Below are 26687 nucleotides of genomic sequence, written 5' to 3'. Positions count from 1 at the left end.
TCCTGCGCGGACCGATCAACCCCTTTCACTCTCCATCGGAGCCTCGTCATGGCCGATTCATGCCTCGAAGCCGACCAATTTCCGAGAAACTTCGCCACCTCTCGCACCACCAGTCACAGCCTGGGCTCGTGCACTCCCCTGTGCACAACCTCCGGACGAATCGGCCCGAACCGACACCGCTCGTGGGCACATCGGCCGCCATCCACGAGCAGACTGCTCGACGCCGAGATCGCTCCACGAGCGCTGCACGAGCCCGAACCACGTCCCACCTGCGCAGAGCACCCTCCATCCCCAACCTGCACAGGCCCTATTACTAATACTCGTATACCTACAAGGGATTTCTTCTAGAAGAGAAGGCCTGGGGACGCAGCGATCCGACCCGGGGTTGACCGGCTCGAACGCCGAGACGTCCCTGGCATCGATTAGCTTTCAAGAAAACGCGGGAGGCTCTACGGTTGGAGTCCGGCGACCGGTACGGTCGTCACACTGCGACGTCACGACGGAATGTCATTTCCGCTGCTGACGCTTGCCGCTTGGGTTTCATCGAAGGGACGCTATGGACGTGGCCACGACGACTGCTGGTCTCACGGATTTGAAGTTTCGCCTGGTGCGCGAAGACTTCGCCGATGCAGTGGCGTGGGTTGCGCGCATCCTGCCGACCCGGCCGACCGTCCCGGTGCTCTCCGGCGTGCTCCTCACCGGCTCCGACGACGGGCTGACGATCTCGGGTTACGACTACGAGGTGTCGGCGGAGATCCGCGTCGCCGCCGAGATCGCTTCTCCGGGAAGCGTTCTGGTGTCGGGTCGGCTGCTCTCCGACATCACCAGGTCGCTGCCTGCCAAGCCGGTCGACGTGACCGTCGAGGGCACCCGAGTGGCTCTGAGCTGCGGAAGCGCACGATTCTCGCTGCCGACGATGGCCGTGGAGGACTATCCGACGCTGCCCGCACTGCCCGACGAGACGGGCATCGTGCCCTCGGATCTGTTCGGTCAGGCGATCAGCCAGGTGGCGGTCGCGGCCGGTCGCGACGACACGCTGCCGATGCTCACCGGCATCCGCGTCGAAATCTCCGGGGACAAGGTCGTTTTGGCGGCCACCGACCGCTTCCGACTGGCCGTCCGCGAACTCACCTGGGCCAACGCCGCGGCTGACGTCGAGGCAGCGGTGCTAGTACCCGCCAAGACCCTGTCCGAGGCGGCGAAGGCCGGCTCCGACGGCACCGAGGTCCACCTGTCACTCGGATCCGGCGACTCGGTCGGCAAGGACGGCCTGCTGGGCATCCGCAGCAACGGCAAGCGCACCACCAGCCGCCTGCTCGACGCCGAGTTCCCCAAGTTCCGCCAGCTGCTGCCGTCGGAGCACACGGCCGTCGCGACCCTCAACGTCGCCGAGCTCACCGAGGCCATCAAGCGCGTGGCACTTGTCGCCGACCGTGGCGCACAGGTCCGGATGGAATTCGACTCCGACGTGCTGCACCTGTCCGCGGGCGCAGAAGACGTCGGCAAGGCCGAGGAGGACCTGCCGGTCGAATTCTCTGGCGATCCCCTCACCATTGCGTTCAACCCGACCTACCTCACCGACGGCCTCGGCTCGTTGCATTCGGAGAAGGTGACGTTCGGGTTCACGACACCCAGTCGTCCCGCGGTGTTGCGTCCCACGGGTGATGATGGAGGGCACGCCGGATCGAGCGGCCCCTTCCCGGCCGGACAGACCGACTACGTGTACTTGTTGATGCCGGTGCGGCTTCCGGGCTGACCGGCCCGGAACAGCGGGAGATCGCATGCAACTGGGTTTGATCGGGCTCGGCAAAATGGGCTTCAACATGCGCGAGAGGCTGCGCGAAGGCGGACACGAGGTGGTCGGCTACGACCCCCGCCCCGAGGTCACCGACGTCCCGGACCTCGCCGCCCTGGCCGAGGCCCTCGAGTCGCCGCGCGTGGTCTGGGTGATGGTTCCCTCCGGTGAGGTCACCCATGCCACGATCGTCTCGCTGGCGGAGGTGCTGACCGAGGGCGACCTGGTGATTGACGGCGGCAACTCGCGCTACACCGACGACGCTCCGCACGCGAAGTTGTTGGCCGAGAGGGGCGTTGGGTTCATCGATGCCGGCGTCTCCGGTGGCATCTGGGGGCTGACCGAGGGCTACGGACTGATGGTCGGCGGCAGCGACGAGGACGTGGCGCGGGTCATGCCGATCTTCGATGCGCTGCGGCCTCCGGGTGACGTCGCCGACGGGTTCGTGCACGCAGGCCCGGTCGGCGCCGGACACTTCACGAAGATGGTGCACAACGGCGTGGAGTACGCGTTGATGACCGCCTACGCCGAGGGCTACGAACTGCTGGCCGCCGAGGATCTGGTGAAGGATCCGCAGGCGGTGTACCAGGCGTGGACCAACGGCACCGTGGTGCGTTCGTGGTTGCAGCAGTTGCTGGCCAAGGCCCTCAAGGACGATCCGGGCCTCAACGACATCTCCGGCTACACCGAGGATTCCGGCGAAGGCCGCTGGACCGTCGAAGAGGCGATCCGGCTGCGCGTTCCGGTTCCCGGCATCGCTGCGTCGCTGTTCGCGCGGTTCCTGTCGCGCCAGGACGACTCCCCCACCATGAAGGCCGTTGCGGCGCTTCGCAATCAGTTCGGTGGGCACGCGGTGAAGAGAATCTCGACGTCGGGCTGATGCGACCGACCGAACTGATGCGACGCGGGGCTGGGGCTTGTACGTCCGTCACCTCGTCCTGAACGAGTTCCGTTCGTGGCCCCGGGTCGAACTCGATCTGACGCCCGGGCGGACGGTGTTCGTCGGGCCCAACGGCTTCGGTAAGACGAATATTGTTGAGGCGCTGTGGTATTCGGCAACCCTCGGATCGCACCGAGTGGCGTCCGACGCACCGCTGATCCGCACCGGCGCCGACCGCGCCGTCGTATCGACGATCGTGGTCAACGAGGGCCGCGAGCTGGCGATCGACCTCGAGATCACCGCGGGCCGGGCCAACAAGGCGCGGCTGAACAGATCGCCGGTACGGAGCCCGCGCGAGATACTCGGGGTGCTGCGCGCGGTGTTGTTCGCGCCGGAGGACCTGGCGTTGGTCCGCGGAGACCCCAGCGAGCGCAGGCGCTTCCTCGACGAACTCGCCACGATCCTGCGACCGCGGATCGCGGGCGTCCGCGCCGACTACGACAAGGTGGTGCGGCAGCGCACGGCATTGCTCAAGACGGCGTCCGGCGCCCGAATCCGTGGTGACAGTTCGGCTTTGGAGACGCTCGATGTGTGGGACGGTCACCTCGCCACGTTCGGGGCGCAGCTCATCGCGGCCCGGGTGGCGCTGGTGACTCAGCTCGCGCCCGAGGTCGCGAAGGCCTACCAACTGTTGGCGCCGGCGTCGCGGCCGGCGGCCATTCACTACCGCAGCGGCACCGACGTGGTCGAGGCCGAGGCTGCCGTCGGAACCGTCGACGCCGAGATCTACGAAGCCGCGCTGCTCGCCGAACTGGCCCGGCGGCGCACGGCCGAACTGGAACGGGGCGTCTGCCTGGTGGGCCCGCACCGCGACGATTTGGAACTACGCCTGGGCGACCACCCGGCGAAGGGGTTCGCCAGCCACGGTGAATCGTGGTCGATGGCGCTGTCGTTGCGGCTGGCGGCGTACGAACTACTTCGCGAAGATGGAAGTGATCCGGTCCTGCTGCTCGACGACGTGTTCGCCGAACTCGACGAATCCCGCCGCCGGGCACTGGTGAACGTCGCCTCGACGGCGGAGCAGGTGCTGGTGACGGCCGCGGTGCACGACGACATACCCGCCGACTGGGATGCGCGGCGGGTCGAGATCGGGATGCGTGACGACGAGGGGGGACGGATGTCGGAGCTGATTGGGGAGGACACGTGACCGACGAGCGCTCGCGCGAGGAGCATGTGACCGACGAGCGCTCGCGCGAGGAGCATGTGACCGACGGCGAGACAGCGCCCGAGGACCCTACGAACCCCGGTCCGCCGGCGCACCTAGCGCACCTGGCTGGGATGGATCTGGTTCGCCGGGCCCTCGAGGAGGCGCGCGGCGCCGCGAAGAGCCAGGGCAAGGACGTCGGTCGTGGTCGCACCTCCCCCACGCGACGCGTCGCGGGACGCGGCAGCCGCCGAGCGTGGTCGGGTCCCGGACCCGACAGTAGGGATCCGCAGAAACTCGGCTTCGCGACGCTGGACCTCGCGCGCACCCGCGGGTGGACCACCCGCGTGGCAGAGGGCGCGGTGTTCGGGCAGTGGGAATCCGTCGTCGGCGAGCAGATCGCCGAGCATGCGGCGCCGACCGCACTGCAGGACGGCGTGCTGACCGTGACGGCCGAGTCGACGGCGTGGGCCACCCAACTCCGCATGGTGCAGGCACAACTGCTGGCGAAGATCGCCGCGGGCGTGGGTGACGGCGTGGTGAAGTCGCTCAAGATCGTCGGCCCGACCGCGCCGTCGTGGCGCAAGGGCAAGCTCCACATCTCCGGCCGCGGGCCACGCGACACCTACGGTTAGGAAGTCCACAGGCCCGGCGGCTCAGCGGCGCGACAATCTCAAAAGTCGGGCCCTCGGGCGTCGGGACGCAGTTCCGGTCGAGAAATTCCGCGGAGGGCGTGAATAGCTATCCAGAAACGCCGCCTCAGAGTCAGTGCTGACGGGGTCTGACGGTAGACTGGGTCGTGAGATCCGCGAGGGGCCTTCGCCCCTTAGTCGCCGATCCCCCGTAAAGACCAAGGAGACGCGTTCAACGTGGCTGCCCAGAAGAAGAGCGCTTCAAAAGAGTATGGCGCTTCCGCGATCACCATCCTCGAAGGCCTCGAGGCCGTCCGGAAACGTCCCGGCATGTACATCGGCTCGACCGGCGAGCGTGGTTTGCACCACCTCGTCTGGGAGGTCGTGGACAACGCGATCGACGAGGCCATGGCTGGTCACGCCACCCGGGTCGACGTCACGATCTGCAACGACGGCAGCGTGCAGGTCACTGACGACGGCCGTGGGATTCCCGTCGAGATGCACGCCAGCGGGGCGCCGACGGTCGACGTCGTCATGACCCAGCTGCACGCCGGCGGCAAGTTCGGCGGCGAGAACAGCGGTTACAACGTCTCGGGTGGTTTGCACGGCGTCGGCGTCTCCGTGGTCAACGCTCTGTCCACGAGGCTCGAGGCCACGATTCGGCGTGACGGATTCGAGTGGTTCCAGTACTACGACCGTTCCGTGCCCGGCACCCTCGCCCAGGGCGGACCGTCCAAGGAGACCGGCACCACGATCCGGTTCTGGGCCGATCCCGACATCTTCGAGACCACGGTCTACGACTTCGAGACCGTCGCGCGTCGCCTGCAGGAGATGGCCTTCCTCAACAAGGGCCTCACGATCGAGCTGACCGACGAGCGGGTCAGCGCCGAGGACGTCGTCGACGAGGTGGTCAGCGATACCGCCGAGGCGCCGAAGAACGCCGACGAGGAGGCCGCGGAGAAGGCGACCGAGGCCAAGGGCGTCGGCAAGGTCAAGCACCGCACCTTCCACTACCCCGGCGGCCTGGTCGACTACGTCAAGCACATCAACCGCACCAAGACGCCGATCCAGCAGAGCATCATCGACTTCGAGGGCAAGGGTCCCGGTCACGAGGTCGAGATCGCGATGCAGTGGAACGCCGGGTACTCCGAGTCGGTGCACACCTTCGCGAACACCATCAACACCCACGAGGGTGGCACGCACGAAGAGGGCTTCCGCAGCGCGCTGACCACCGTGGTGAACAAGTACGCCAAGGACAAGAAGCTCCTCAAGGAGAAGGATCCGAACCTCACCGGCGACGACATCCGCGAGGGTCTCGCCGCGGTGATCTCGGTCAAGGTCAGCGATCCTCAGTTCGAGGGTCAGACCAAGACCAAGCTGGGCAACACCGAGGTGAAGTCGTTCGTCCAGAAGATCTGCAACGAGCAGCTGCAGCACTGGTTCGAGGCGAATCCTGCCGAAGCGAAGACCGTTGTGAACAAGGCGGTTTCGTCGGCACAGGCCCGGATGGCCGCCCGCAAGGCGCGAGAGTTGGTGCGTCGCAAGAGTGCCACCGACATCGGCGGCCTACCCGGCAAGCTCGCCGACTGCCGCTCGACCGATCCCGTGCTCTCGGAAGTCTATGTGGTGGAGGGTGACTCGGCCGGCGGCTCGGCCAAGAGCGGTCGCGACTCGATGTACCAGGCGATCCTGCCCCTGCGAGGCAAGATCATCAACGTCGAGAAGGCGCGCATTGACCGCGTGCTGAAGAACACCGAAGTCCAGGCGATCATCACCGCGCTGGGCACCGGCATCCACGACGAGTTCGACATCACGAAGTTGCGCTATCACAAGATCGTCCTGATGGCCGACGCCGACGTCGACGGACAGCACATCTCGACGCTGCTGCTTACGCTGCTGTTCCGATTCATGAAGCCGCTCATCGAGAATGGGCACGTCTTCCTCGCCCAGCCGCCGCTGTACAAGCTCAAGTGGCAGCGCAGCGAGCCCGAGTTCGCCTACTCCGACCGGGAGCGTGACGGGCTGCTCGAGGCAGGCCGGGCTGCGGGCCGGCGGATCAATACAGAGGACGGCATCCAGCGCTACAAGGGTCTTGGCGAGATGGACGCCAAGGAGCTGTGGGAGACGACGATGGATCCCAGCGCGCGCGTGCTGCGTCGCATCACGCTCGACGACGCGGCCGCCGCCGACGAACTGTTCTCCATCCTCATGGGCGAGGACGTCGAGGCTCGCCGCAGCTTCATCACCCGCAACGCAAGAGACGTTCGCTTCCTTGATGTCTGAGGTCGCTTGATCCTCATGACCCCACTTTCCCGAGTTGCTCATAGACGAGCGAGGAGCACATGACAGACACCACCCTCCCCCCGGGCGACGACGGCGCAACGACCGACCGCATCGAACCGGTCGACATCCAGCAGGAGATGCAGCGCAGCTACATCGACTACGCGATGAGCGTCATCGTCGGCCGCGCGCTGCCCGAGGTTCGTGACGGACTCAAGCCCGTGCACCGCCGCGTGCTCTACGCGATGTACGACTCGGGCTTCCGCCCCGACCGCGGACACGCGAAATCCGCACGCTCCGTTGCGGAGACGATGGGCAACTACCACCCGCACGGCGACTCGTCGATCTACGACACCCTGGTCCGGATGGCCCAGCCGTGGTCGTTGCGCTACCCGCTGGTGGACGGCCAGGGCAACTTCGGTTCGCCCGGTAACGACCCGCCAGCCGCCATGCGGTACACCGAGGCGCGTCTGACGCCGTTGGCGATGGAGATGCTGCGCGAAATCGACGAGGAGACAGTCGATTTCATCCCGAACTACGACGGTCGCGTCCAGGAACCGACGGTCCTGCCGAGCCGGTTCCCGAACCTGCTGGCCAACGGGTCCGGCGGCATCGCCGTCGGCATGGCGACCAACATGCCGCCGCACAACCTCCGCGAACTCGCCGAGGCCGTGTTCTGGTGCCTCGACAACTACGAGGCCGACGAGGAGACCACGCTGGCCGCGGTCACCGAGCGGGTCAAGGGTCCCGACTTCCCGACCTACGGCCTGATCGTCGGATCCCAGGGCATCCACGACGCATACACGACGGGCCGCGGCTCGATCCGCATGCGCGGCGTCGTGGAAGTCGAGGAGGACGCGCGGGGTCGCACCCTGCTCGTCATCACCGAGCTGCCCTACCAGGTGAACCACGACAACTTCATCACCTCGATCGCCGATCAGGTGCGCGACGGCAAGCTCGCGGGCATCTCGAACATCGAGGACCAGAGCAGCGACCGCGTCGGTCTGCGCATCGTCGTCGAGGTCAAGCGCGACGCCGTCGCGAAGGTGGTGCTGAACAACCTCTACAAGCACACCCAGCTGCAGACGAGCTTCGGCGCCAACATGCTGTCGATCGTCGACGGCGTCCCGCGCACGCTGCGTCTGGACCAGTTGATCCGGCTGTACGTGGTCCATCAGCTCGAGGTCATCGTCCGGCGCACCCGCTACCGGCTGCGCAAGGCCAATGAGCGGGCCCACATCCTGCGCGGTCTGGTCAAGGCGCTCGACGCGCTCGACGAGGTCATCGCCCTGATCCGGGCGTCGGCGAACGTCGACGTCGCGCGGGCCGGCCTGATCGAGCTGCTCGACGTCGACGAGATCCAGGCGCAGGCCATCCTCGACATGCAGCTGCGGCGCCTCGCGGCACTGGAGCGGCAGCGCATCGTCGACGATTTGGCCAAGATCGAAGCCGAGATCGCCGACCTCGAGGACATCCTCGCCAAGCCCGAGCGGCAGCGCGCCATCGTGCACGACGAACTCGCAGAGATCACCGAGAAGTACGGCGACGACCGCCGCACGCGCATCATCCCGGCCGACGGCGACGTCGCCGACGAGGACCTGATCGCGCGCGAAGAGGTGGTCGTGACGATCACCGAGACCGGCTACGCCAAGCGCACCAAGTCCGACCTCTACCGCAGCCAGAAGCGCGGCGGCAAGGGCGTACAGGGCGCGGGGCTCAAGCAGGACGACATCGTCAACCACTTCTTCGTCTGCTCGACCCACGACTGGATCCTGTTCTTCACCACGCAGGGTCGGGTGTACCGGGCGAAGGCCTACGAGCTGCCCGAGGCGTCGCGAACGGCCCGCGGCCAGCACGTCGCGAACCTGCTGGCCTTCCAGCCGGAGGAGCGCATCGCCCAGGTCATCCAGCTCAAGTCGTACGAGGACGCGCCGTACCTGGTGCTGGCCACCCGCAAGGGCCTGGTCAAGAAGTCCAGGCTGGTCGACTTCGACTCCAACCGCTCGGGCGGGATCGTCGCGGTGAACCTGCGCGACGGTGACGAACTGGTCGGCGCGGTGCTGTGCTCGTCCGAAGAGGACCTCCTGCTGGTCTCGGCCAAGGGCCAGTCGATCCGCTTCTCGGCGACCGACGAGGTGCTGCGCCCGATGGGTCGCGCGACCTCCGGTGTGCAGGGCATGCGGTTCAACGAAGAGGATCAGCTGCTGTCGCTGAACGTGGTGCGCGAAGGTACGTATTTGCTGGTCGCGACGTCGGGCGGGTACGCGAAGCGCACGGCGATCGAGGAGTACACGGCCCAGGGCCGCGGCGGCAAGGGAATCCTCACGATCCAGTACGACCGCAGGCGTGGCACGCTGGTCGGAGCGCTGATCGTCGACGACGACACCGAGCTCTACGCCATCACTTCCAACGGTGGTGTCATCCGGACCGCGGCACGTCAGGTGCGCAAGGCCGGGCGGCAGACCAAGGGGGTGCGCTTGATGAACCTGGGCGAGGGCGACACACTGATTGCCATTGCGCGCAACGCCGACGAGGATGCGGAAGAACTGGACGCCATCGAGTCCGATCCGACGTCCGATCCGACGTGATGCGTGTGCACCAGCCTGAGCTAAGGAGCCGAGCGTGACGTCACCGAACGACCCGGGGTACCCGCGTGCGGGTGACGGGCCACGAAGTGCCAACGGTTCGGCCAACGGCGCGACGGACGGCGGCACTGCCGCTGCTCCGGCGCGGCCCGGGTCGGCCGGTGAGCACGGCGACGTCCCACCGTGGCAGCGGGGAACGGCCAGGACGCGTCCCGAGCAGCGGACACCGGAGGGCCAGCCGGAAGCCGGACGCGCCGGTCAGGCCTCTGGCGCGGACGCTCGACTGAACCGCTTCATGTCGGGTGGACCGGCTCCGGCCGGCGCGCGCGACAACGGGCCGACGCAGGGTCCGGCACGCGACAGCGGGCCGACGCAGGGTCCGGCACGCGAGGGTGCCGCGACGGCGACGCGGGACGCCAACCCCACCCGGGAGATCGACCCGGCGCAGGCTGCCGCCGCACCCGCGGCGCGTGGCGAGACGCGACCCGAGCCGCCGCGTGCCGAGGTGTACAAGAGCGAGCTCCCCGACCTGTCCGGCGGCGCTCCGCGCTCCGGGCCGCGCAAGCCGCTGGACCGGCCGTCGGGCGATGCACCGCACCGTCCCGCATCGCGGACGGCGGCGATGAACCGTGGTCAGGGTCCGGTGCGTGCCAGCATGCAGATCCGGCGGCTGGACCCGTGGAGCGTCCTCAAGGTGTCGCTGGTGCTGTCGGTGGCGTCGTTCTTCGTGTGGATGATCGCCGTCGCCTTCCTGTACCTGGTCCTCGGCGGCATGGGCGTGTGGAGCAAGCTGAACAGCAACGTCGGCGACCTCCTGACCAGCGCGAGCGGCGCCGGCGGCGAACTCGTCTCCAGCGGCACGATCTTCGGCGGTGCGGCACTGATCGGCCTGGTGAACATCGTGCTGTTGACGGCGATGGCGACCGTCGGTGCGTTCATCTACAACCTGACCACCGACCTGGTCGGTGGCATCGAGGTCACCCTCGCCGATCGGGACTGACGTCCCGCTCGGGCGCGGTTTGGGAGCAGGCCGTCCGTTGCGGTAATCTCGCTCGGTCGCTTGCGACTAAGGGCCTATAGCTCAGGTGGTTAGAGCGCTTCGCTGATAACGAAGAGGTCGGAGGTTCGAGTCCTCCTAGGCCCACGGTTTTCCTCCCGAGGAAGGTGTGTCATGCGCAGGTTGGTGGTGCTGACCATTCTCGTGGCGGGCGCGCTGGTCATCCGGTCGCGCAGCCGCGGCGAGGTGTGGCACGTCGCCGACGAGCAGCCCACCTGATTCACCCCGAGGGGCCTTAGCTCAGTTGGTAGAGCGCTGCCTTTGCAAGGCAGATGTCAGGAGTTCGAATCTCCTAGGCTCCACAAGCACTTTCGCGAGACTCCGCCCCACCCGTCAGGGCCTGGGCGTGACGTCCACACTCGGCGGCAACGGCGAAGGTTCCGGCTGCGTCGAGCGCCTGACGATCGAGAAGGTCACCGCACCCACCGCGAGGACCGCGGCCCCGGCAGCCGCGAGCACCAGCGGACGTGGACGCCGCCGCTTCGGACGGCGTGCGTCGGCGATCGTCTGCGGCAGGCTCGACACGACCACCGCGGCGGCTGCGAGCTCCTGCGCGATGGTCGCCTGCGTCGACGCGACGTCCCTGCGAAGCTTGCTGCTGCGGTAGCGGTCGCGGACCCAGCCCGCCGACGAGCCAACGGACTGCGCGCCGATGCCCACCGCTCCCCTGGTCAGGTCCACCGGACCCACCGTCGAGTACTTGAGGCCGCGGGCGAATCGCTCCCGCGACGACAACCTGGTGGTGTTGGCTCTCATGACTCGACCTCTCTGGGGTGGAACGCGGCCCGACGACGGGACAACAGTATTCGGGCGGGGGCGAAACCTGGAGTGGAAACGCGAATGGCAGACTCGTTGTCGTGACGAGCCCCATTCAGACAGCGACCGCGACCCTGCACACCAACCGCGGCGACATCAAGATCGCACTCTTCGGCAATCATGCCCCCAAGACCGTGGCCAACTTCGTCGGGCTGGCTCAGGGCACCAAGGATTACAGCACCGAGAACGCCACCGGCGGAGCCTCGGGTCCGTTCTACGACGGCGCCGTGTTCCACCGCGTCATCTCCGGATTCATGATCCAGGGCGGCGACCCCACGGGCACCGGCCGTGGTGGCCCGGGCTACCAGTTCGACGACGAGTTCCACCCGGAACTGCAGTTCGACAAGCCCTACCTGCTGGCGATGGCCAATGCGGGCCCCGGCACCAACGGCTCGCAGTTCTTCATCACCGTGGGCAAGACCCCGCACCTGAACCGCAAGCACACCATCTTCGGCGAGGTCGTCGACCCCGAGTCGCAGAAGGTCGTCGACGCGATCGCCGGCACGTCGGTCGATCGCAGCGACCGGCCTACCGAGCCCGTCGTCATCGAGTCGATCACCGTTTCCTGACACCACGCCTACGCGCTCGACGACGGGTCTCCCCCATTCGTCGGGCGCGTAGTTGCGTCAGCGCTCAGGGAACGTAGCCGGCCGCGGTGAGTGCGTCGAGGACCTGAAGCGGGTCGGTTCCCAGATCCCACCGGGTGAACACCAGCAGGCGGTCATCAGGGACGGTATCGATCTCCAACAGCTTCACCTTGCGTCCGATCCGCCGGAACTCCGTGATGCGTACGGCCGCGATGTCCTGGGGCGCCAATTCGTGGGTGGAGAACCAGCCGCGGGCCACCAGTCCCTCGCCGGTGATTGCCAGTTTCGGCCGTGCCCGCCACGACATCGTTGCGAAGGCGAGCAACCCCAGCCCGGCAACGCCTACCAGGAAGCGTCCTGGTGCGTCTGTGACCACGGTCACAGCGGCGACGATCATCGCCAAACCGAACGCGAAGCATGCCGCAATGCCACCGGTCTGCGGAGCCCACTGAGTTTGCTGATCCACTTATCAACACCCTTTACGCGTGGGCAACGAGGTTATCCACAGGCGCTATCCCCAATGGGGATGAATCACATCGATGTGATTGCGTGTCCCGCAGGTAGCGCACAGGTTGACACCAGTTGGACGAGATGAATTCATCTTCGACCCGACGGTGGTCACCGCCACCGCATGGTGAGCAACAGACCGGTGATCATGAAGGCGAAGGCGATCGCGTAGTTCCACTGCGCCAGGTCCGCCATCCAGGACAGGAATCCGGGAGCATCGACGGGGTTGGTGGCGGCGAGCTGGAACACCAGCAGCCAGACCAGGCCGAGCAGCATCAGCCCGATGAAGAGCACCACGAACCACATGGGCGACGGTCCGGCCTTGACCTTGACCGGGGTACGGCTCACCGGGTTGTGGGTGAAGTCGTTCTTCTTGCGGACCTTCGACTTGGGCATGGGTACCTTCGGGCGGTTGATTCGACTGCGATGATGGCAAAGAGCAGTCGGACTAGGGATCTGTCGCGAGTATGAGCCTAGCTCAGCGATCCGCTCCCCCGGTACGACCCGGTGCGGGGAAGGAGTAACCGATGGCGCGTGGTTCGCGGTCCACCGACTCTCCGCGGCGGTCGGCATGGCGGTTCGGTGTACCGGTGGTGTGCCTATGCGCGGGCCTGCTGCTCGCGACCACGCACACGGTGTCCGGTGGCGACGAGATCCGGCGGAGCGACGCCCCCCGGCTCGTCGACCTGGTCCGCGAGGCGCAGCAGTCCGTCGACCGGTTGACCGCCCAACGCGACGGACTCGTCGCCGACGTCGACAACCACCACGGCGGATCACCCGGCGCCGACGCCGCACTCAAAGTGCTCACCGACCGCACCGACGCCCTCGCCGCCGACGCCGGAGTCGCCCCGCTGCGCGGACCCGGGCTGGTGATCACGCTCACCGATGCACAGCGCGACGCCGAGGGCCGGTTCCCGGGCGACGCCTCCCCCGACGACCTGGTCGTGCATCAGCAGGACGTGCAGGCGGTGCTCAATGCGCTGTGGAGCGCGGGCGCAGAAGGCGTCCAGATGCAGGACCAGCGGATCATCGGTCTATCGGCCCCGCGCTGTGTCGGCAACACGCTGCTGCTCAACGGCCGCACCTACAGCCCGCCGTACGTCATCACCGCCGTCGGCGACGTCACGCGGATGCAGGCTGCGCTGGCCGCCGCTCCCCTGGTCCGGCTCTACCGTCAGTACGTCGTGGCTTTCGGCCTGGGTTACACCGAGGAGGCCAGGGAGCAGACCGACCTGGTCGGCTACGAAGCGCCCGTGCGGCTGCGGTTCGCCAAGCCTGCCGGGCCGCTGGGCTATTAGGCGGACGCGTAACCTGGGGTTATGCAGGTTCTCGTCGTCGACAATTACGACAGCTTCGTCTTCAATCTCGTGCAGTACCTCGGTCAGCTCGGCGTGACGGCTCAAGTGTGGCGCAACGACGACGAGCGGTTGTCCGATCCGGACGCCGCCGCGGCCGAGTTCGACGGCATCCTGCTCAGCCCCGGCCCCGGGACCCCCGAGCGTGCCGGCGCGTCGATCCCGCTGGTGCAGGCCTGTGCAGCCACGTCGACACCGCTGCTCGGCGTGTGCCTGGGCCATCAGGCGATTGGAGTGGCGTTCGGTGGCACGGTGGACCGCGCTCCCGAACTGCTGCACGGCAAGACGAGCACCGTGAACCACGGCGACCTGGGTGTGCTGAAGGGTCTTCCGGATCCGTTCACGGCGACGCGCTACCACTCGCTGACGATCCTGCCGGAGACGCTGCCGGACGCCCTCGAGGTGACTGCGCGCACCGACGGCGGCGTCATCATGGGCGTGCAGCACACCGAGCTGCCGATTCACGGTGTGCAATTCCACCCCGAGTCGATCCTCACCGAGGGCGGCCACCGGATGCTCGCCAACTGGCTGACGCTGTGCGGCGAGGCCCCCGCCGAGTCGCTGGTGAGTCAGCTCGAGCGGGAGGTCGCCGACACCGTGCGTGCGGCTACTGCGCGAAGCTCAGCGTGATCGGGTCGCTGAACTTCAGCGGGGTTCCCGGCGCCGGCGACTGATCGACGATCCCGTTGGTCGGCACACCGCTGTTCTGTGCGTTCGGTAGCTTGATCAGCTCGCCCTGCCAGCCGTAGGAGTTGCGTAGCAGCGGCTCGGCGGCATCCCAGAACTGGCCGCGCAGCGACGGCATGACGAACTGGTTGCCCCGCGACACCCGAATCTGAATGAGCGTTTCCGTGGGTACCTCGGCCGCTGCGGCCGGGTCGGTACCGATGACTTGGCCCGACGGGTCGGTGCTGTCGACGTCGAGGCGGATGGTGTTCGGGAATCCCGACTGCTTGACCAAGCGGTCGCAGTCTTCGAAGCTGAAGCCGACGCAGTCAGGCAGAGACCTGGTGCCGGGACCCGTGCCCACGACGATCGTGACCGGGTTGGTGATCGGCGACGTGGAGTTGGCGGGCGGGACGCTGTCGATGACCCGGTCCCGCTGCTCCGGCAGGGACGCCGATGGCGACCGTCTGATGTTCTCGAATCCAGCGCCCCGCAGTCGCTGCTCGGCCTGATCCGGCGTCATGGTTCGCACGTCGGGTACGACCTCTTGCTTGGGACCCGACGAGACGACGATCGTGATCTGATCCCCTGCAGCAACGGCGGTGCCGGCCTCCGGGTCGGTCTGAATGACTACCCCGGGCAGAACGGTCGAGCTGTCCTCCTGGCGCTCGTCGACCTGGAAGCCCCGGTTCTGCAGCGTGGCTCGGGCATCGTCGAGCGACTGGTTCGAGACGTTCGGCACCTGCTGGTCGCGCGGACTGCCACCGATCGAGTTGATCGCGATGGTGACGACGACCGTCAGCACCGCAAGGATCGCGACGATGGTCACCCAGAGGCGGACGGAGTTCCTGCGGCTCGGCTCGGTGTAGCCACGCCGCTGCGCCGGGATGTGCTCGGTGGGCTGATTGCGGCCCGACGGCGCCGGCGCGGTCAGCATCGACGTGCGTTCGGCGTCGGTGAAGACCTTGGGCGCCTCGGGCGCCTCGCCGCTGTGCACGCGGATCAGGTCGGCGCGCATCTCCGCCGCGGTCTGATAGCGGTTGTCGGGATTCTTGGTCAGTGCCTTGAGCACCACGGCGTCGAGTTCCGGACTGATGCCGGCATGACGCTGCGACGGTGGGATCGGATCCTCGCGCACGTGCTGATACGCGACGGCCACCGGCGAGTCACCGACGAACGGTGGTTCGCCAGTGAGCAGTTCGTAGAGGACACAACCCAGCGAGTAGACGTCGGAGCGGGCGTCGACCTTCTCGCCGCGCGCCTGCTCGGGCGACAGATACTGCGCCGTGCCGATGACGGCCGCCGTCTGCGTGACGCTCTGACCGGCGTCGGCGAGCGCCTTGGCGATGCCGAAGTCCATGACCTTCACCGCGCCGGACTTGCTGATCATGATGTTGGCGGGCTTGACGTCGCGGTGGATCGTGCCGTGCTGGTGGCTGAAGTTCAACGCCTGGCACGCGTCGGCGATCACCTCGATCGCGCGGCGCGGTTCCATCGGTCCCTCGGTGTGGACGATGTCGCGCAGCGTGATGCCGTCGACGTACTCCATCACGATGTAGGGCAGCGGGCCGTTGGCGGTCTCGGCCTCACCGGTGTCGTAGACGGCGACGATCGCGGGGTGGTTCAGGGCGGCGGCGTTCTGCGCCTCGCGACGGAACCGGAGATAGAAGCTGGGGTCGCGGGCCAGGTCCGCGCGCAGCACCTTCACCGCGACGTCACGGTGCAGCCGGACGTCGCGGGCGAGGTGGACTTCCGACATGCCACCGAACCCGAGGATCTCTCCCAGTTCGTAGCGGTCGGACAGGTGCTGAGGCGTGGTCATCTGTATGTCTGCTCAGGTGGAACGCTCGAGTGCGCCGCCACGTCTTGTACCCAAGCTTCGCCGAAGTGACGCGCCAAGGTCCAATCAGGCGTCGGTGGCGCAGGCTCGGGAACGCCCAGCGGCGGCATCGCCGACGGCGACGGTGGCGGCGTCACCACCGTGGTGTTCGTGATCGTGGGCGGGGGCAGCTGTTGGTCCTTGCGGTCCTGGGCGTTGAGCACGATCAGGATGGCGATGACGATCGCCAGGGCTCCCAGCACGCCCGCGGCCCACAGCAGCGCGCGCTGGCCCGAGGAGAACGTGCGACGCGGTGCCACCGGCGGTCGATGGTTGCCGGCGGCGGGGCGTGGCCGCGCCTGGGTGGGCGGCCTGCTCGCGAAGTCGGCAGCCGAGCGCATCTGGACGCTCGACGGGATCGCTGCGGGCGTCGCTCGCCCGATGGCTGGGGCTTGGTTGGGCCGCGGTGGCCGACGTCCGGCCCGCACGGCCGCCACGGCGTCGGCGAACGCACCGCCGGTGCGGTAGCGCAGTCCCGGTTCCTTGGCGAGCGTGATCTCGATGAGTTCGCGCACGTTGGGCGGCAGGTCGGCGGGCAGCGGCGCCGGCTGCTCCTTGATGTGCTTCATCGCGACAGTCAACGCACCCTCACCGGTGAAGGGTCGGCGGCCCGAAACCGATTCGTAGCCAACGACTCCCAGGGAGTACACGTCGCTGGCGGCGGTCGCGTCGCGACCCAGTGCCTGCTCGGGTGCGATGTACTGCGCCGTGCCCATGACCATGCCGGTCTGCGTGACGGGAGCGGCGTCGACGGCCTTGGCGATGCCGAAGTCGGTGAGCTTCACCTGCCCCGTGGGGGTGATCAGGATGTTGCCGGGCTTGACGTCGCGGTGCACCAGGCCTGCGGTGTGCGCGACCTGCAGCGCGCGGCCGGTCTGCTCGAGCATGTCGAGCGCGTGCCGCAGGGACAGCCGGCCGGTCCGCTTGATCACTGCGTTGAGGGGCTCGCCATTGACGAGCTCCATGACCAGGTAGGCGGTGCGGCCCTCGCCGTCCATGTCGGTCTCGCCGTAGTCGTAGACGCTGGCGATGCCCGGGTGGTTGAGCATGGCGACGGTGCGCGCCTCGGCGCGGAACCGTTCGACGAACTCGGCGTCCTCGGAGTACTCGGCCTTGAGGACCTTGATCGCAACCTGCCGACCGAGGCGGCTGTCGAGGCCTTCCCAGACCTGGCCCATGCCGCCGGTCGCGATGAGCCGCTGCAACCGGTAGCGGTCGGACAGCGTCACTCCGACGCGGGGGCTCACTGCTCGCCTCGCTTCGCTCGGCTTCGGGGGCTCACTGCTCGCCTCGCTTCGCTCGGCTTCGGGGACTCATGATGCCTCCCGCAGCGCTGCCGCAATCGTCGCCCGGCCGATGGGTGCCGCCACGGCACCGCCGGTGGCGTTCAATCTGTCGCCCCCATTCTCCACGAGGACCGCAATCGCGACCTTCGGCGCCTTGGCGGGCGCAAACGCGATGTACCAGGCATGCGGCGGCGTGTTGCGCGGGTCGGTCCCGTGCTCCGCCGTGCCGGTCTTCGAGGCGATCTGCACGCCGGGGATGGCTCCCTTTTGCTGGGTCACCTGTTCGGCGTCGATCATCAAGTCCGTAAGTGTAGTAGCGACCTGCGCCGATACCGCTCGGCGTGCTTCGCTGGGGGCCGTCGTGCTGATGTTGGACAAGTCGGGGCCCTTGAGGTCGGCCACCAGGTAGGGGTTCATCGCGACGCCGCCATTGGCGACGGTGGCGGCAACGACCGCGTTCTGCAACGGGGTGAGCGCCACGTCCTTCTGGCCGATGCTCGACATGCCGAGCGCGGCGGCGTCGTTGATCGGGCCGACGGTGGACTGCACCACCTGCAGGGGTATCGGGGGGATCGGTTGGTCGACGCCGAATCCGCGGGCGGTGTCGCGCAGCCTGTCGGCCCCGACGTCGCCGCCGAGTTCGACGAACGCCGTGTTGCAGGACTTGGCGAACGCCTCCCGCAGTGACGCCGTCGGCCCGCTGCCGCAGGACGATCCGCCGTAGTTCTCGAGCGTTGTAGTGCTGTCCGGCAACTTGATTCGTGCCAGCGACGTCAGCTGGGTGTCGGGTGTGGCGCCGGACTCAAGCGCCGCAGCGGTGGTGACCACCTTGAACGTCGAACCCGGGGGATAGGTCTCGGAGATCGCGCGGTTCACCAGCGGTGAGTTGGGGTCGTCACGCAGCCGTTCCCATGCCGCGGACTGCTCCTCGACGTCATGGGACGCCAGCAGGTTCGGGTCATAGGACGGTGCGGACACCATGGCGAGGATCTTTCCGGTCGACGGTTCGAGCGCGACGACCGAACCCTTGCAGGGGCCGTTGCAGCCCTGGGCCATCGCGTCCCACGCCGCTTCCTGTACCTGCGGGTTCAGCGTGGTGCCGACGTTGCCGCCGCGGGGGTCGCGGCCGGTGAAGAAGTCGGCCAACCGCTTGCCGAACAGGCGTTCGTCGGAGCCGTTGAGGATCTCGCCCTCGGCGCGTTCGAGGCCAGTGCTGGAGTAGCGCAGCGAGTAGAAGCCGGTGACCGGCGCGTACGCCAACGGGTTGTTGTAGACCCGGAGGTAGCGGAGCCGGCCCTCGGTCGCGACCGAATAGGCGAGCAGTTGGCCGCCCGCGGTGATCTGGCCGCGCTGGCGGGCGTACTCGTCTAGCAGCACGCGCTGGTTGCGCGGGTCGGAGCGCAGCCCGTCGGCGGTGAAGACCTGGGTCAGGGTCGCGTTGCCCAGTAGCAGGACGATCAGCGCCATGATCGCGAGCGAGACGCGGCGTAGGGAGGTGTTCATACCTTCGAGATCACCTCCGTCCCTGCGGAGGCGATGGGCGCGGGATTCGGGCCCTTGGTGTCGATCGGTCGGCGCGCGTTGTGCGAGATGCGCACCAGGATCGCCAGCAGCACGTAGTTGGCCAGCAGTGACGACCCGCCGTACGACATCCAGGGAGTCGTGAGCCCCGTCAGGGGGATGAGCTTGGTGACGCCGCCGACCACGATGAACAGCTGGATGCCGAGCGTGGAGGCGAGCCCTGCGGCGAGCAGCTTGCCGAAGCTGTCGCGCACCGCGATTGCGGTCCGCAGGCCACGGATGACGACGATCGTGTAGAGCATCAGCACGCCGGCGAAGCCGACCAGACCGAGCTCCTCACCGACGGCGGCGATGATGAAGTCGGTGGACGCGGCGGGCACCGTGCCGGGCTGACCGTTGCCGAGGCCGGTGCCGAAGATGCCGCCAGTGGCGAAGCTGAACAGCGACTGAACCATCTGGTAGCCGGCGCCGTCGGGGTCGGCGAACGGGTCGAGCCAGTTCTGCACGCGGACCTGCACGTGCGAGAAGGCGAAGTACGCGATGACGCTGCCGACGGCGAACAGCGTGAGCCCCAACAGAACCCAGCTGATCCGCTCGGTCGCGACGTACACCAGGACCAGGAACGAGGCGTACAGCAGTAGCGAGGTCCCGAGGTCCTTCTCGAACACCATGACGCCGATCGACGCGATCCACGCCGCCAGCAGCGGGGCGAGGTCGCGCGGCCGGGGGAGGTTCATGCCGAGGACGTGCTTGCCCGCGCTGGTGAACACGCTGCGCTTGGACACCAGGACCGCGGCGAAGAAGATCAGCAGCAGGATCTTGGAGAACTCCGCAGGCTGAATCGAGAAGCCGGGCAGTCGGATCCAGATCTTTGCGCCGTTCTGCTCGGACATCGACGACGGCAGGATCGCCGGGATGACGAGCAGCACCAGGCCGGTCAGTCCGCAGACGTAGCCGTAGCGGGCGAGCATGCGGTGGTCGGTCAGGAACACGATGACGAGTGAGAAGGCGATGACGCCGACCAGCGTCCACAGCATCTGCTGGTTGGCGGTGGGGCTGGAGTCCGTTCCGCCCGAGATCTCCTGCGCCGCAAGGTCGAGCCGGTGGATCATCACCAGCCCGAGGCCGTTGAGCAGGGCAACCACGGGGAGCAGCAGTGGGTCGGCGTACGGCGCGAAGCGGCGCACCGCGATGTGTGCTCCGGCGAACAGGGCCAGGTAGCCGATCAGGTACTGCAGGAGATCCAGACCGACGCCCTGTTCCTGGTTCGCCTCGACGATCAGCAGCGCCACCATCGTGATGACGGCGGCGAAGCCGAGGAGGAGCAACTCGGCGTTGCGCCGGGTCGGCATGGGCGGAACGACGGTGACGGGGGCCTGAGGTTGTGTGCTCATGACGGGGCCCGGCAGGTAGTGCCCGGCTCCTGCGGTGGGGGAGGCAGCGCCGTGACGCTCGGCGTGGGCGGGGGTGGGGGAGTCGTGACGGTGTTGGGCGTCTCGGGGGCGGGGCCGGGAGCGGGACCGCGAGGCGGCGACGTGGTCGTGGGGGTGCCCGACGAGGTGGTCGGGGGAGGAGGCGGTGGCGGCGTCGTGGTCCTCGGCGCCGGAGGCGCACACACCGGCAGCAGCGACGTAGTGCCGAGATCGCGCAGCTGACGGATCGCGTCGTCGACGCTGCCCGCGGGCAGGCCTGCGGTGACCTGGGCGCGTTCGGACTCGCGCAGATCGGCGACCTCGAGCAATTGGCAGTTTGCACGGTCGTCGTCGACGCCCATGATCCGCAGCTCGCTGCGCCCGTCGAGGCATCCGACGCGGAACGTCTCCTGCAGCGGTATGCCGAGGATCGACCCCTGCACCCCGCGCATGATGTAGACCGCACCGTCGTGCTCGGCGACGTAATAATTGCTGCGAATCATCATGCGGCCGATGAAGAGTCCGGCCAAGACCACGAGGACCAGCAGCACGGCCGTGATGATCATCCTGCGGCGCGAGCGGGGTTTCTTGGCGGGTTCGGGTTCGACGGCCGGGCGCTTGGCCGGTGCCGCACGCTTCGGGTTGAAGGCCGACGCGCGTCCGGCGGCCGTGTTCGGCGGCGCCGTCTGGTCGTCGTCCCCGGACACCGCGCCGGCCAGGATCGGCTGGGTCTGGCCGTAGTCGTAGTCGACGACGTCCGCGACGACGACGGTCACGTTGTCGGGGCCACCACCGCGCAGCGCCAACTCGATGAGCCGGTCCGCGCTCGCGGCGACGTCCTCGAGCGCCAAGGCGTCGGCGATGGTCTCGTGGCTGACGGGGTCGGACAGTCCGTCGGAGCAGAGCAGGTAGCGGTCGCCGGCCTTGGCCTCGCGGACGGTCAGGGTGGGCTCGACCTCGTGACCGGTGAGTGCGCGCATGATCAGCGAGCGCTGCGGGTGGCTGTGCGCCTCCTCCGCGGTGATCCTGCCCTCGTCGACGAGCGTCTGGACGAACGTGTCGTCCTTCGTGATCTGGGTCAGTTCGCCATCGCGGAGCAGGTAGCCCCGCGAGTCGCCGATGTGGCAGAGACCAAGCCTGTTGCCCGCGAACAAGATCGCCGTGAGCGTCGTGCCCATGCCCTCGAGCTCGGGGTCGGCGTCGACGTGGGCGGCGATTGCCGAATTGCCCTCGTGGACGGCCTGGTTGAGCTTGCTCAGTAGGTCGCCGCCGGGCTCGTCGTCGTCGAGGTGGGCGAGGGCGGCGATCACCAGCTGGGAGGCGACCTCGCCTGCGGCGTGACCGCCCATGCCGTCGGCGAGTGCCAGCAGTCGGGCACCGGCGTACACCGAGTCCTCGTTGTTGGCGCGGACGAGGCCGCGGTCGCTGCGCGCGGCGTAGCGGAGGACGAGTGTCACGGGCGCAGCTCAATCACCGTCTTGCCGACTCGCACCGGCGTGCCCATCGGAACCCTTACCGCCGTCGTCACCTTCGCCCTGTCGAGGTATGTACCGTTCGTCGATCCTAGGTCTTCGACGTACCACTCGGACCCTCGCTGAGAGAGCCTGGCGTGCCGTGTCGACGCATAGTCGTCGGTCAGCACCAGCGTCGAGTCGTCGGCGCGGCCGATCAGCACGGGCTGGGTGCCCAGCGTGATCCGCGTGCCTGCGAGTGCGCCCTCGGTCACGACGAGCTGTCGGGCGACGTTGCGTGCCTGCCGGTTGGGCAGCAGGGTGCCGCGTAGCGCCAGGCCGCGCTTGACCATGACGGCGCCGGTCGGGGCGTAGATGTCGGTGCGCAGGATGCGCAGCACCGACCAGATGAAGAGCCACAGCAGCAACAGGAAACCGACACGCGTCAGCTGCAGTACTAGCCCCTGCATCCGACGTCCTCTCCGTCACCGTCCCGTTGTCGCTCGCGACTACCGAGCCGACCCGTGGACGGTACCGCTTCGACCCACGCGGTCTGCTCGGCCAGCTTCGGCAACGTCACATTACTTGGGCGGCGATCGACGTGAAGGGGAAGCATGCAGCTTCGCCACGGCCGACACCCGCTCGAGTGCTCAGTGAACGCGAACGATGATCTCGGAGTGGCCCAGTCGGATCACGTCGCCGTCGGCCAGCTGCCATTCCTGGACGGGGGCGTTGTTGACCGTGGTGCCGTTGGTCGAGTTCAGGTCCGACAGCAGTGCGACTGCTCCGTCCCACCGGATCTCGAGGTGGCGACGCGACACACCGGTGTCGGGCAGGCGGAACTGGGCGTCCTGGCCGCGACCGATCACGTTGGCACCTTCGCGCAGCTGGTAGGTGCGGCCGCTGCCGTCGTCGAGCTGCAGGGTGACCGTCGCACCGGCCGTGCCGCTGCCGTAACCGGCGCCGCCGTACCCCTGCTGGCCGTAACCGGGCTCGCCGTAGGCCGCAGGCGCGCCGTAGCCCTGGTCGCCGTAGCCCTGCTGGGGCTGCTGGCCGTAGTCGTAGCCGGCGGGCTGGCCGCCGTACTCCTGGCGGCCGTAGCCACCGCCGTAGCCGCCCTGGTCGGGGTAACCGCCCTGATCCGGGTAGCCGCCCTGGTCCGGGTATCCACCCTGATCGGGGTAGCCGGGCCGGGACTCGGGGCGGCCGTAGTCCTCGTGGCGCGGCGGCGCGGCCGGGGGGCGACCGTAGTCGTAGTCGCCGGCGGGCGCGCCGTAGCCGCCCTGTCCGCCCTGCGGGGCGCCGTAGCCACCGGCGGGGGCAGGTGGGTAGCCCTCGCCGTATCCGCCCGCCGGGGGCTGGCCGTAGCCGCCGCCAGCGGGGGGACGCTGATCGTATGACGGGGGCGGGTAACCCTGGTCGGGGTAGCCGCCCTGGTCCGGGTATCCACCTTGCTCGGGGTAGCCGCCCTGGTCGGGGTAGCCGCCCTGGCGGGGTGGGTAGCCGGGTGCGCCCGGGGCGGGCGGCGGGTAGCCGCCCTGCTCCTGAGGCGGGTAGGGGCGGCGCTGATCGTCGCCCTGGCGGCCGTAGTCGTAGTATTCGTCGCCGGGCTGCTGCCCTTGTCCCTGGCCGCCGCGGTAATTCGGGTTGTCAGTCATCGAAGGAACTCCTGGTTCTGCGGTGTTCGCGCGGTGTGATGAGGCAGGGGCACTTGCGCCCGCGGATGTGGATGAGGGGTCAGATCGGCTGTCGGGATTGACCGCTCCACGGACGCGAAGCTGGCCGGTATGCAGGTTCGGCGATGGTTCGAAACTGACGACCACTTCACCATACGTTTGCCAACCTTGGTCATGGATGTATCCCTCCAGGTGCCTGGCAAAACTCGTCGACGTGAGGTCGGGGTCGGCACTCACCTTCTGATGGTCGGGCACACTGAGGGTAATGACGTAGTCGTTTGGTGCCAAAATGTGTCCGCCTTGCAGCTCACGCACCTTGGCGTCCGCCTCGCGCTGCAGCATCGACTCGACTTCCTGAGGCACGATCGATCCGCCGAACACCCGGGCGAACGCGTCGCCGAGGCCGGATTCGAGTTTGCGCTCGAAGCGGTCGACCAGACCCATGTCCCCGCTCCACCTCACTTCGTCGTCGTCGCTTCTGCCGGCCCGCGCGTGTCGCAGACCGGTTCCCCTCTGCGCATGGTATCGGCCATGGGTGCCCCGGCGTGACCATCGGATCTCTGAGAATCAGATCACGCCAGGTCAGCGGCTTGCGCCGGGGCCCATCAGCACGGTTGGGGAGTCAGCCGGGGTGCGTGATAGCCTTTCCCGGTTGTTGGGGCGAGTGGCGGAATGGCAGACGCGCTGGCTTCAGGTGCCAGTGTCCTTCGGGACGTGGGGGTTCAAGTCCCCCTTCGCCCACAATGAGCGATCTTCGGATCGCTGAACGCAGGCCGCGGACTCGACGAGTTCGCGGCCTTCGTGTTTCGCGGGCTCGCCACCATTCGCACGGCCGACGACGCGTGCGGACTCTAGAGTCGAGAAACTCGCCGGCTAGAGACGTCTAGCGCGAGCGGGTATCAGGCCCGCCCGAGCTGCCCGGCGCGCTCAGCATTGGAGCCGAATGATCAGTCAGTGGTTGGTCAGCAACCTGCCGTCGTGGGTGCTCCTCGTGGCGATCATCGCCGTGGTCGCAGGCGGGGCGGTGCTGCTGCAAACCGTTGTGCGCCGCAACTTCCCGAACCTGAAGGGGGAGGAGCACAACGACGTCATCAAGTTCGCCTTCGGGGTGATCGGCTTCGTGTTCGCGTTCTTTTTGGGCTTCGTCGTGTCGGCGATGTGGGGACAGATCGGAGATGCGGACGGGCGAGCGCGGACCGAGGGAGCGGCTGGCGTGCAGCTGGCGAGGACGGCCATGGCGTTCGATCAACCCGACCGCGATGGGATCCGGAAGGCCCTGCTCGAATACCAGCAGGCCGCGTTGGTGGAGTGGAACGAGAACGCCAAGGGCAATGCCTATCCCGAGGCCGACGAAGCGCTGACGCGACTGTATTCGGCCTATGCGGGGGTCAATGCGCGCACCGATACGCAGAAGACGCTGCTGTCCGCCTCGTACGGCAATCTCGACAGCATGAGTCAGGCGCACACGCAGCGAGTCCTGCAGGCGCGTACCGACACGGGTCCGCCGTGGTCACTGTGGGCGGTCATCTGGCTGACCAGCGCTCTGATGCTGGCCTGCGCGATCATCTACGACGTCCAGAAGCCGTCGACGCACTATGCGATGGTGACGATCCTGGGCGTCTTGGTGGCGGTCAACCTGTTCCTCGTCATGGAGTTGTCGCACCCATTCCTCGGTGACGTAGGGACGTCTTCGGAGCCGTTGAAGGAAGTCGTCCGACAGCTGTCGTGAGCGGGCGGTGCTGGTTGGACCCATCCCGCTCAGGCAGGCTCCCACCCGCCCCAGTCTTCGCCGGTGAACAGCCGACCCGCGGCGATGTCGAAGTTCTGCAGGAACACCTGCAGCGCAGGCTGCATCTGCCCGTGTAGCGCCGTCATCGCGTCGACGATCTGCGGTGTCATCGGGTCGTGATCCGGTGGCTTCTGCGCCGGAATCAGACCTAGGTGCAACGCCATCTCGAGCTGATAGAAGGTGAAGTTGCCGTACGGACGCTTCGGGTCGCAGCCGGGGATGTCGTCGTCCCCGTAGGGCGCCGACAGCTCCCAACTCATCGCAGCCAACAGGCGACGGTGGCGATCCGAGAACTCGAACGCGGTGTCGTCGGGCAGGTCCTCGACGAAGAACGAGTAGTCGTGGTCTGCCGGCGGGCGTCGGTACGAGAGGCTGCCGGTCGGACAGGACCCGTAGGTGGTGGCGATCCGGAGCAGGTGCACGTCGTCCGGCTGAGATTTCCAGTCCGGGCCGAAGCACGGGGCGCCCACCTCGGCACCGTCCCAGCCCACCCGCACGGCCCGCAGCCGTTCGACGTGGGCCTGCTGCCAGAGGATCTGCATGCCGGCCATGATCTCGCACCCGAGTCAGTCGTAGATGACGTCCAGCCCGCGGCGCCGGAGGTCCGCGAGGCCGTCCCGCATTGCCTGCAGCTGCTCCTCCGAATGGCCCTGCCAGTCGGAGATCTCGCCGACGATGCGCACGGGCTCCCGGGTGCGGAAGGACTGCGTCGGGTTGCCGGGGAGCTTCTTGTCCGTCACGTTCGGATCGTCTTCGACCGCGCCCAGCGGTTCGACGACGTAGATGCGGCACGGGCCGTCGCCGACGGCGAACTCCGCGCCCCACGCCGCGGCGTCGAGCGTGCGGGTCACGTAGACGTGGTTCATGAGGCGGCCAGGTTGGTAGTTCGACGGGCGGCCGGGGACGAGCAGATCGCCGATCGACAGATCGGCCTTGGTGCCGTGCAGAAAGGCACCCGACTCGTGCACTTCGAAGGGTTTGGTCACGACGACCTCCATCCGGTGAGTTGGTTGGCAGATTGTGCGGGACGACCCGGGTCTTGCGGCAAGCCCCCACCTCGGCCATATAGTGAGAGTGGGATGGAGCGCAGGGGTGTCGCAGTCACCGGGTGGGTCTCGCCGTGAACTCGAATCGAGTTCGCGGCCTTCGTCTTTCGGGGGCCGTGCCACACACGACAAGAGGGGCACCCGTTTCCGGGTGCCCCTCTGGTGTGGCGTGGTGTTAGCGGCCGTTGCCTACCGTGGAGGTGGCCGAGCCGACGACTGCCTGCTGCTGGATGTCGTTGAGCCAGGAGTGGTGGTCGATGCCC

General features: G+C 67.8%; 22 protein-coding genes, 3 tRNA genes and 1 pseudogene. 14 read left to right on the top strand and 12 right to left on the bottom strand.

Going from position 1 to position 26687, the window contains the following annotated elements:
- The first annotated feature begins 562 nt into the window (after positions 1-562).
- The 9 genes and pseudogenes from dnaN to LOK44_RS14500 all read left to right on the top strand — a co-directional run bounded on the left by dnaN (position 563) and on the right by LOK44_RS14500 (position 10735).
- A complete protein-coding gene (gene dnaN / locus LOK44_RS14540) occupies positions 563-1756 on the top strand; it encodes a DNA polymerase III subunit beta (protein WP_179973484.1) in 1194 nt (397 codons plus the stop codon).
- Between the two features lie 16 nt (positions 1757-1772).
- Positions 1773-2675, top strand: a pseudogene (gene gnd / locus LOK44_RS14535) (phosphogluconate dehydrogenase (NAD(+)-dependent, decarboxylating)); the annotation flags it as partial.
- A 37-nt stretch (positions 2676-2712) separates the two neighbouring features.
- Positions 2713-3882 (top strand): DNA replication/repair protein RecF, encoded by a 1170-nt coding sequence (gene recF, locus LOK44_RS14530; RefSeq protein WP_237570768.1) that lies wholly within the window; start codon positions 2713-2715, stop codon positions 3880-3882.
- Positions 3883-3938: 56 nt separating this feature from the next.
- Positions 3939-4514 (top strand): DUF721 family protein, encoded by a 576-nt coding sequence (locus LOK44_RS14525; protein WP_308192756.1) that lies wholly within the window; start codon positions 3939-3941, stop codon positions 4512-4514.
- A 234-nt stretch (positions 4515-4748) separates the two neighbouring features.
- Positions 4749-6794: a DNA topoisomerase (ATP-hydrolyzing) subunit B gene (gene gyrB, locus LOK44_RS14520; RefSeq protein ID WP_237570767.1), complete on the top strand. Its 2046-nt coding sequence runs from the start codon at positions 4749-4751 to the stop codon at positions 6792-6794.
- Positions 6795-6853: 59 nt separating this feature from the next.
- Positions 6854-9379, top strand: coding sequence for a DNA gyrase subunit A (gyrA, locus tag LOK44_RS14515; protein WP_237570766.1), 2526 nt, complete (start codon positions 6854-6856; stop codon positions 9377-9379).
- Between the two features lie 34 nt (positions 9380-9413).
- Entirely contained in the window at positions 9414-10376 is a 963-nt protein-coding gene (locus tag LOK44_RS14510; RefSeq protein ID WP_237570765.1) for a DUF3566 domain-containing protein, read from the top strand.
- Between the two features lie 70 nt (positions 10377-10446).
- Positions 10447-10520, top strand: a tRNA-Ile gene (locus tag LOK44_RS14505).
- Positions 10521-10662: 142 nt separating this feature from the next.
- A tRNA-Ala gene (locus tag LOK44_RS14500) sits at positions 10663-10735 on the top strand.
- Between the two features lie 31 nt (positions 10736-10766).
- On the opposite strand, the gene cwsA is transcribed toward LOK44_RS14500, so the two are convergent.
- Positions 10767-11189 (bottom strand): cell wall synthesis protein CwsA, encoded by a 423-nt coding sequence (cwsA, locus tag LOK44_RS14495; protein WP_237570764.1) that lies wholly within the window; start codon positions 11187-11189, stop codon positions 10767-10769.
- A 101-nt stretch (positions 11190-11290) separates the two neighbouring features.
- On the opposite strand from cwsA, the gene LOK44_RS14490 reads away from it, so the two are divergent.
- A complete protein-coding gene (locus LOK44_RS14490) occupies positions 11291-11818 on the top strand; it encodes a peptidylprolyl isomerase (RefSeq protein WP_163919850.1) in 528 nt (175 codons plus the stop codon).
- Positions 11819-11882: 64 nt separating this feature from the next.
- Here LOK44_RS14490 and LOK44_RS14485 read toward each other — a convergent pair whose 3' ends face one another.
- Together LOK44_RS14485 and crgA are read right to left on the bottom strand one after the other, a co-directional pair.
- Entirely contained in the window at positions 11883-12302 is a 420-nt protein-coding gene (locus LOK44_RS14485; RefSeq protein ID WP_237570763.1) for a PH domain-containing protein, read from the bottom strand.
- Positions 12303-12454: 152 nt separating this feature from the next.
- Positions 12455-12739, bottom strand: a complete 285-nt coding sequence (gene crgA, locus LOK44_RS14480) for a cell division protein CrgA (RefSeq protein WP_237570762.1) — start codon at positions 12737-12739, stop codon at positions 12455-12457.
- A 131-nt stretch (positions 12740-12870) separates the two neighbouring features.
- Here crgA and LOK44_RS14475 point away from each other — a divergent pair, with 131 nt between their 5' ends.
- Positions 12871-13641, top strand: a complete 771-nt coding sequence (locus tag LOK44_RS14475; protein WP_237570761.1) for a DUF881 domain-containing protein — start codon at positions 12871-12873, stop codon at positions 13639-13641.
- A 21-nt stretch (positions 13642-13662) separates the two neighbouring features.
- Positions 13663-14328: an aminodeoxychorismate/anthranilate synthase component II gene (locus LOK44_RS14470; RefSeq protein WP_237570760.1), complete on the top strand. Its 666-nt coding sequence runs from the start codon at positions 13663-13665 to the stop codon at positions 14326-14328.
- Here the strand turns inward: LOK44_RS14470 and pknB are convergent.
- From pknB to LOK44_RS14435, 7 genes are all read right to left on the bottom strand, one after another.
- Positions 14306-16186, bottom strand: a complete 1881-nt coding sequence (gene pknB / locus LOK44_RS14465) for a Stk1 family PASTA domain-containing Ser/Thr kinase (RefSeq protein ID WP_237570759.1) — start codon at positions 16184-16186, stop codon at positions 14306-14308. The two genes, LOK44_RS14470 and pknB, sit on opposite strands and share 23 nt — an antisense overlap.
- Complete coding sequence (locus tag LOK44_RS14460) at positions 16183-17490, bottom strand: protein kinase domain-containing protein (RefSeq protein ID WP_237570758.1); 1308 nt, start codon at positions 17488-17490, stop codon at positions 16183-16185. Before LOK44_RS14460 ends, pknB begins: the two co-directional genes overlap by 4 nt.
- A 66-nt stretch (positions 17491-17556) precedes the next feature.
- Positions 17557-19032 (bottom strand): D,D-transpeptidase PbpA, encoded by a 1476-nt coding sequence (gene pbpA / locus LOK44_RS14455; protein WP_237570757.1) that lies wholly within the window; start codon positions 19030-19032, stop codon positions 17557-17559.
- The gene (locus LOK44_RS14450; RefSeq protein WP_237570756.1) at positions 19029-20444 is read right to left on the bottom strand and encodes a peptidoglycan glycosyltransferase RodA; all 1416 of its coding nucleotides are present in this window, start codon (positions 20442-20444) and stop codon (positions 19029-19031) included. The genes pbpA and LOK44_RS14450 overlap by 4 nt, the downstream gene beginning before the upstream one ends.
- On the bottom strand, positions 20441-21919 hold the full coding sequence (locus tag LOK44_RS14445; RefSeq protein ID WP_237570755.1) for a PP2C family protein-serine/threonine phosphatase: 1479 nt from the start codon (positions 21917-21919) through the stop codon (positions 20441-20443). Before LOK44_RS14445 ends, LOK44_RS14450 begins: the two co-directional genes overlap by 4 nt.
- Complete coding sequence (locus tag LOK44_RS14440) at positions 21916-22383, bottom strand: FHA domain-containing protein FhaB/FipA (RefSeq protein WP_237570754.1); 468 nt, start codon at positions 22381-22383, stop codon at positions 21916-21918. The genes LOK44_RS14445 and LOK44_RS14440 overlap by 4 nt, the downstream gene beginning before the upstream one ends.
- A 180-nt stretch (positions 22384-22563) precedes the next feature.
- The gene (locus LOK44_RS14435) at positions 22564-24033 is read right to left on the bottom strand and encodes an FhaA domain-containing protein (protein ID WP_237570753.1); all 1470 of its coding nucleotides are present in this window, start codon (positions 24031-24033) and stop codon (positions 22564-22566) included.
- Positions 24034-24247: 214 nt separating this feature from the next.
- Between LOK44_RS14435 and LOK44_RS14430 the strand changes: the two genes are divergently transcribed.
- Positions 24248-24330: transfer RNA gene (locus LOK44_RS14430), tRNA-Leu, on the top strand.
- A 202-nt stretch (positions 24331-24532) separates the two neighbouring features.
- Positions 24533-25318 (top strand): bestrophin-like domain, encoded by a 786-nt coding sequence (locus LOK44_RS14425; RefSeq protein WP_237570752.1) that lies wholly within the window; start codon positions 24533-24535, stop codon positions 25316-25318.
- Between the two features lie 29 nt (positions 25319-25347).
- Here LOK44_RS14425 and LOK44_RS14420 read toward each other — a convergent pair whose 3' ends face one another.
- Positions 25348-25920 (bottom strand): hypothetical protein, encoded by a 573-nt coding sequence (locus tag LOK44_RS14420; protein WP_237570751.1) that lies wholly within the window; start codon positions 25918-25920, stop codon positions 25348-25350.
- Between the two features lie 24 nt (positions 25921-25944).
- A complete protein-coding gene (gene arr / locus LOK44_RS14415) occupies positions 25945-26376 on the bottom strand; it encodes an NAD(+)--rifampin ADP-ribosyltransferase (RefSeq protein ID WP_237570750.1) in 432 nt (143 codons plus the stop codon).
- Positions 26377-26687: the final 311 nt, after the last annotated feature.

Source organism: Mycolicibacterium lacusdiani, from assembly GCF_021916785.1.
Lineage (GTDB): Bacteria > Actinomycetota > Actinomycetes > Mycobacteriales > Mycobacteriaceae > Mycobacterium > Mycobacterium lacusdiani.
This window is presented reverse-complemented; position numbering and strand designations above follow the sequence as displayed.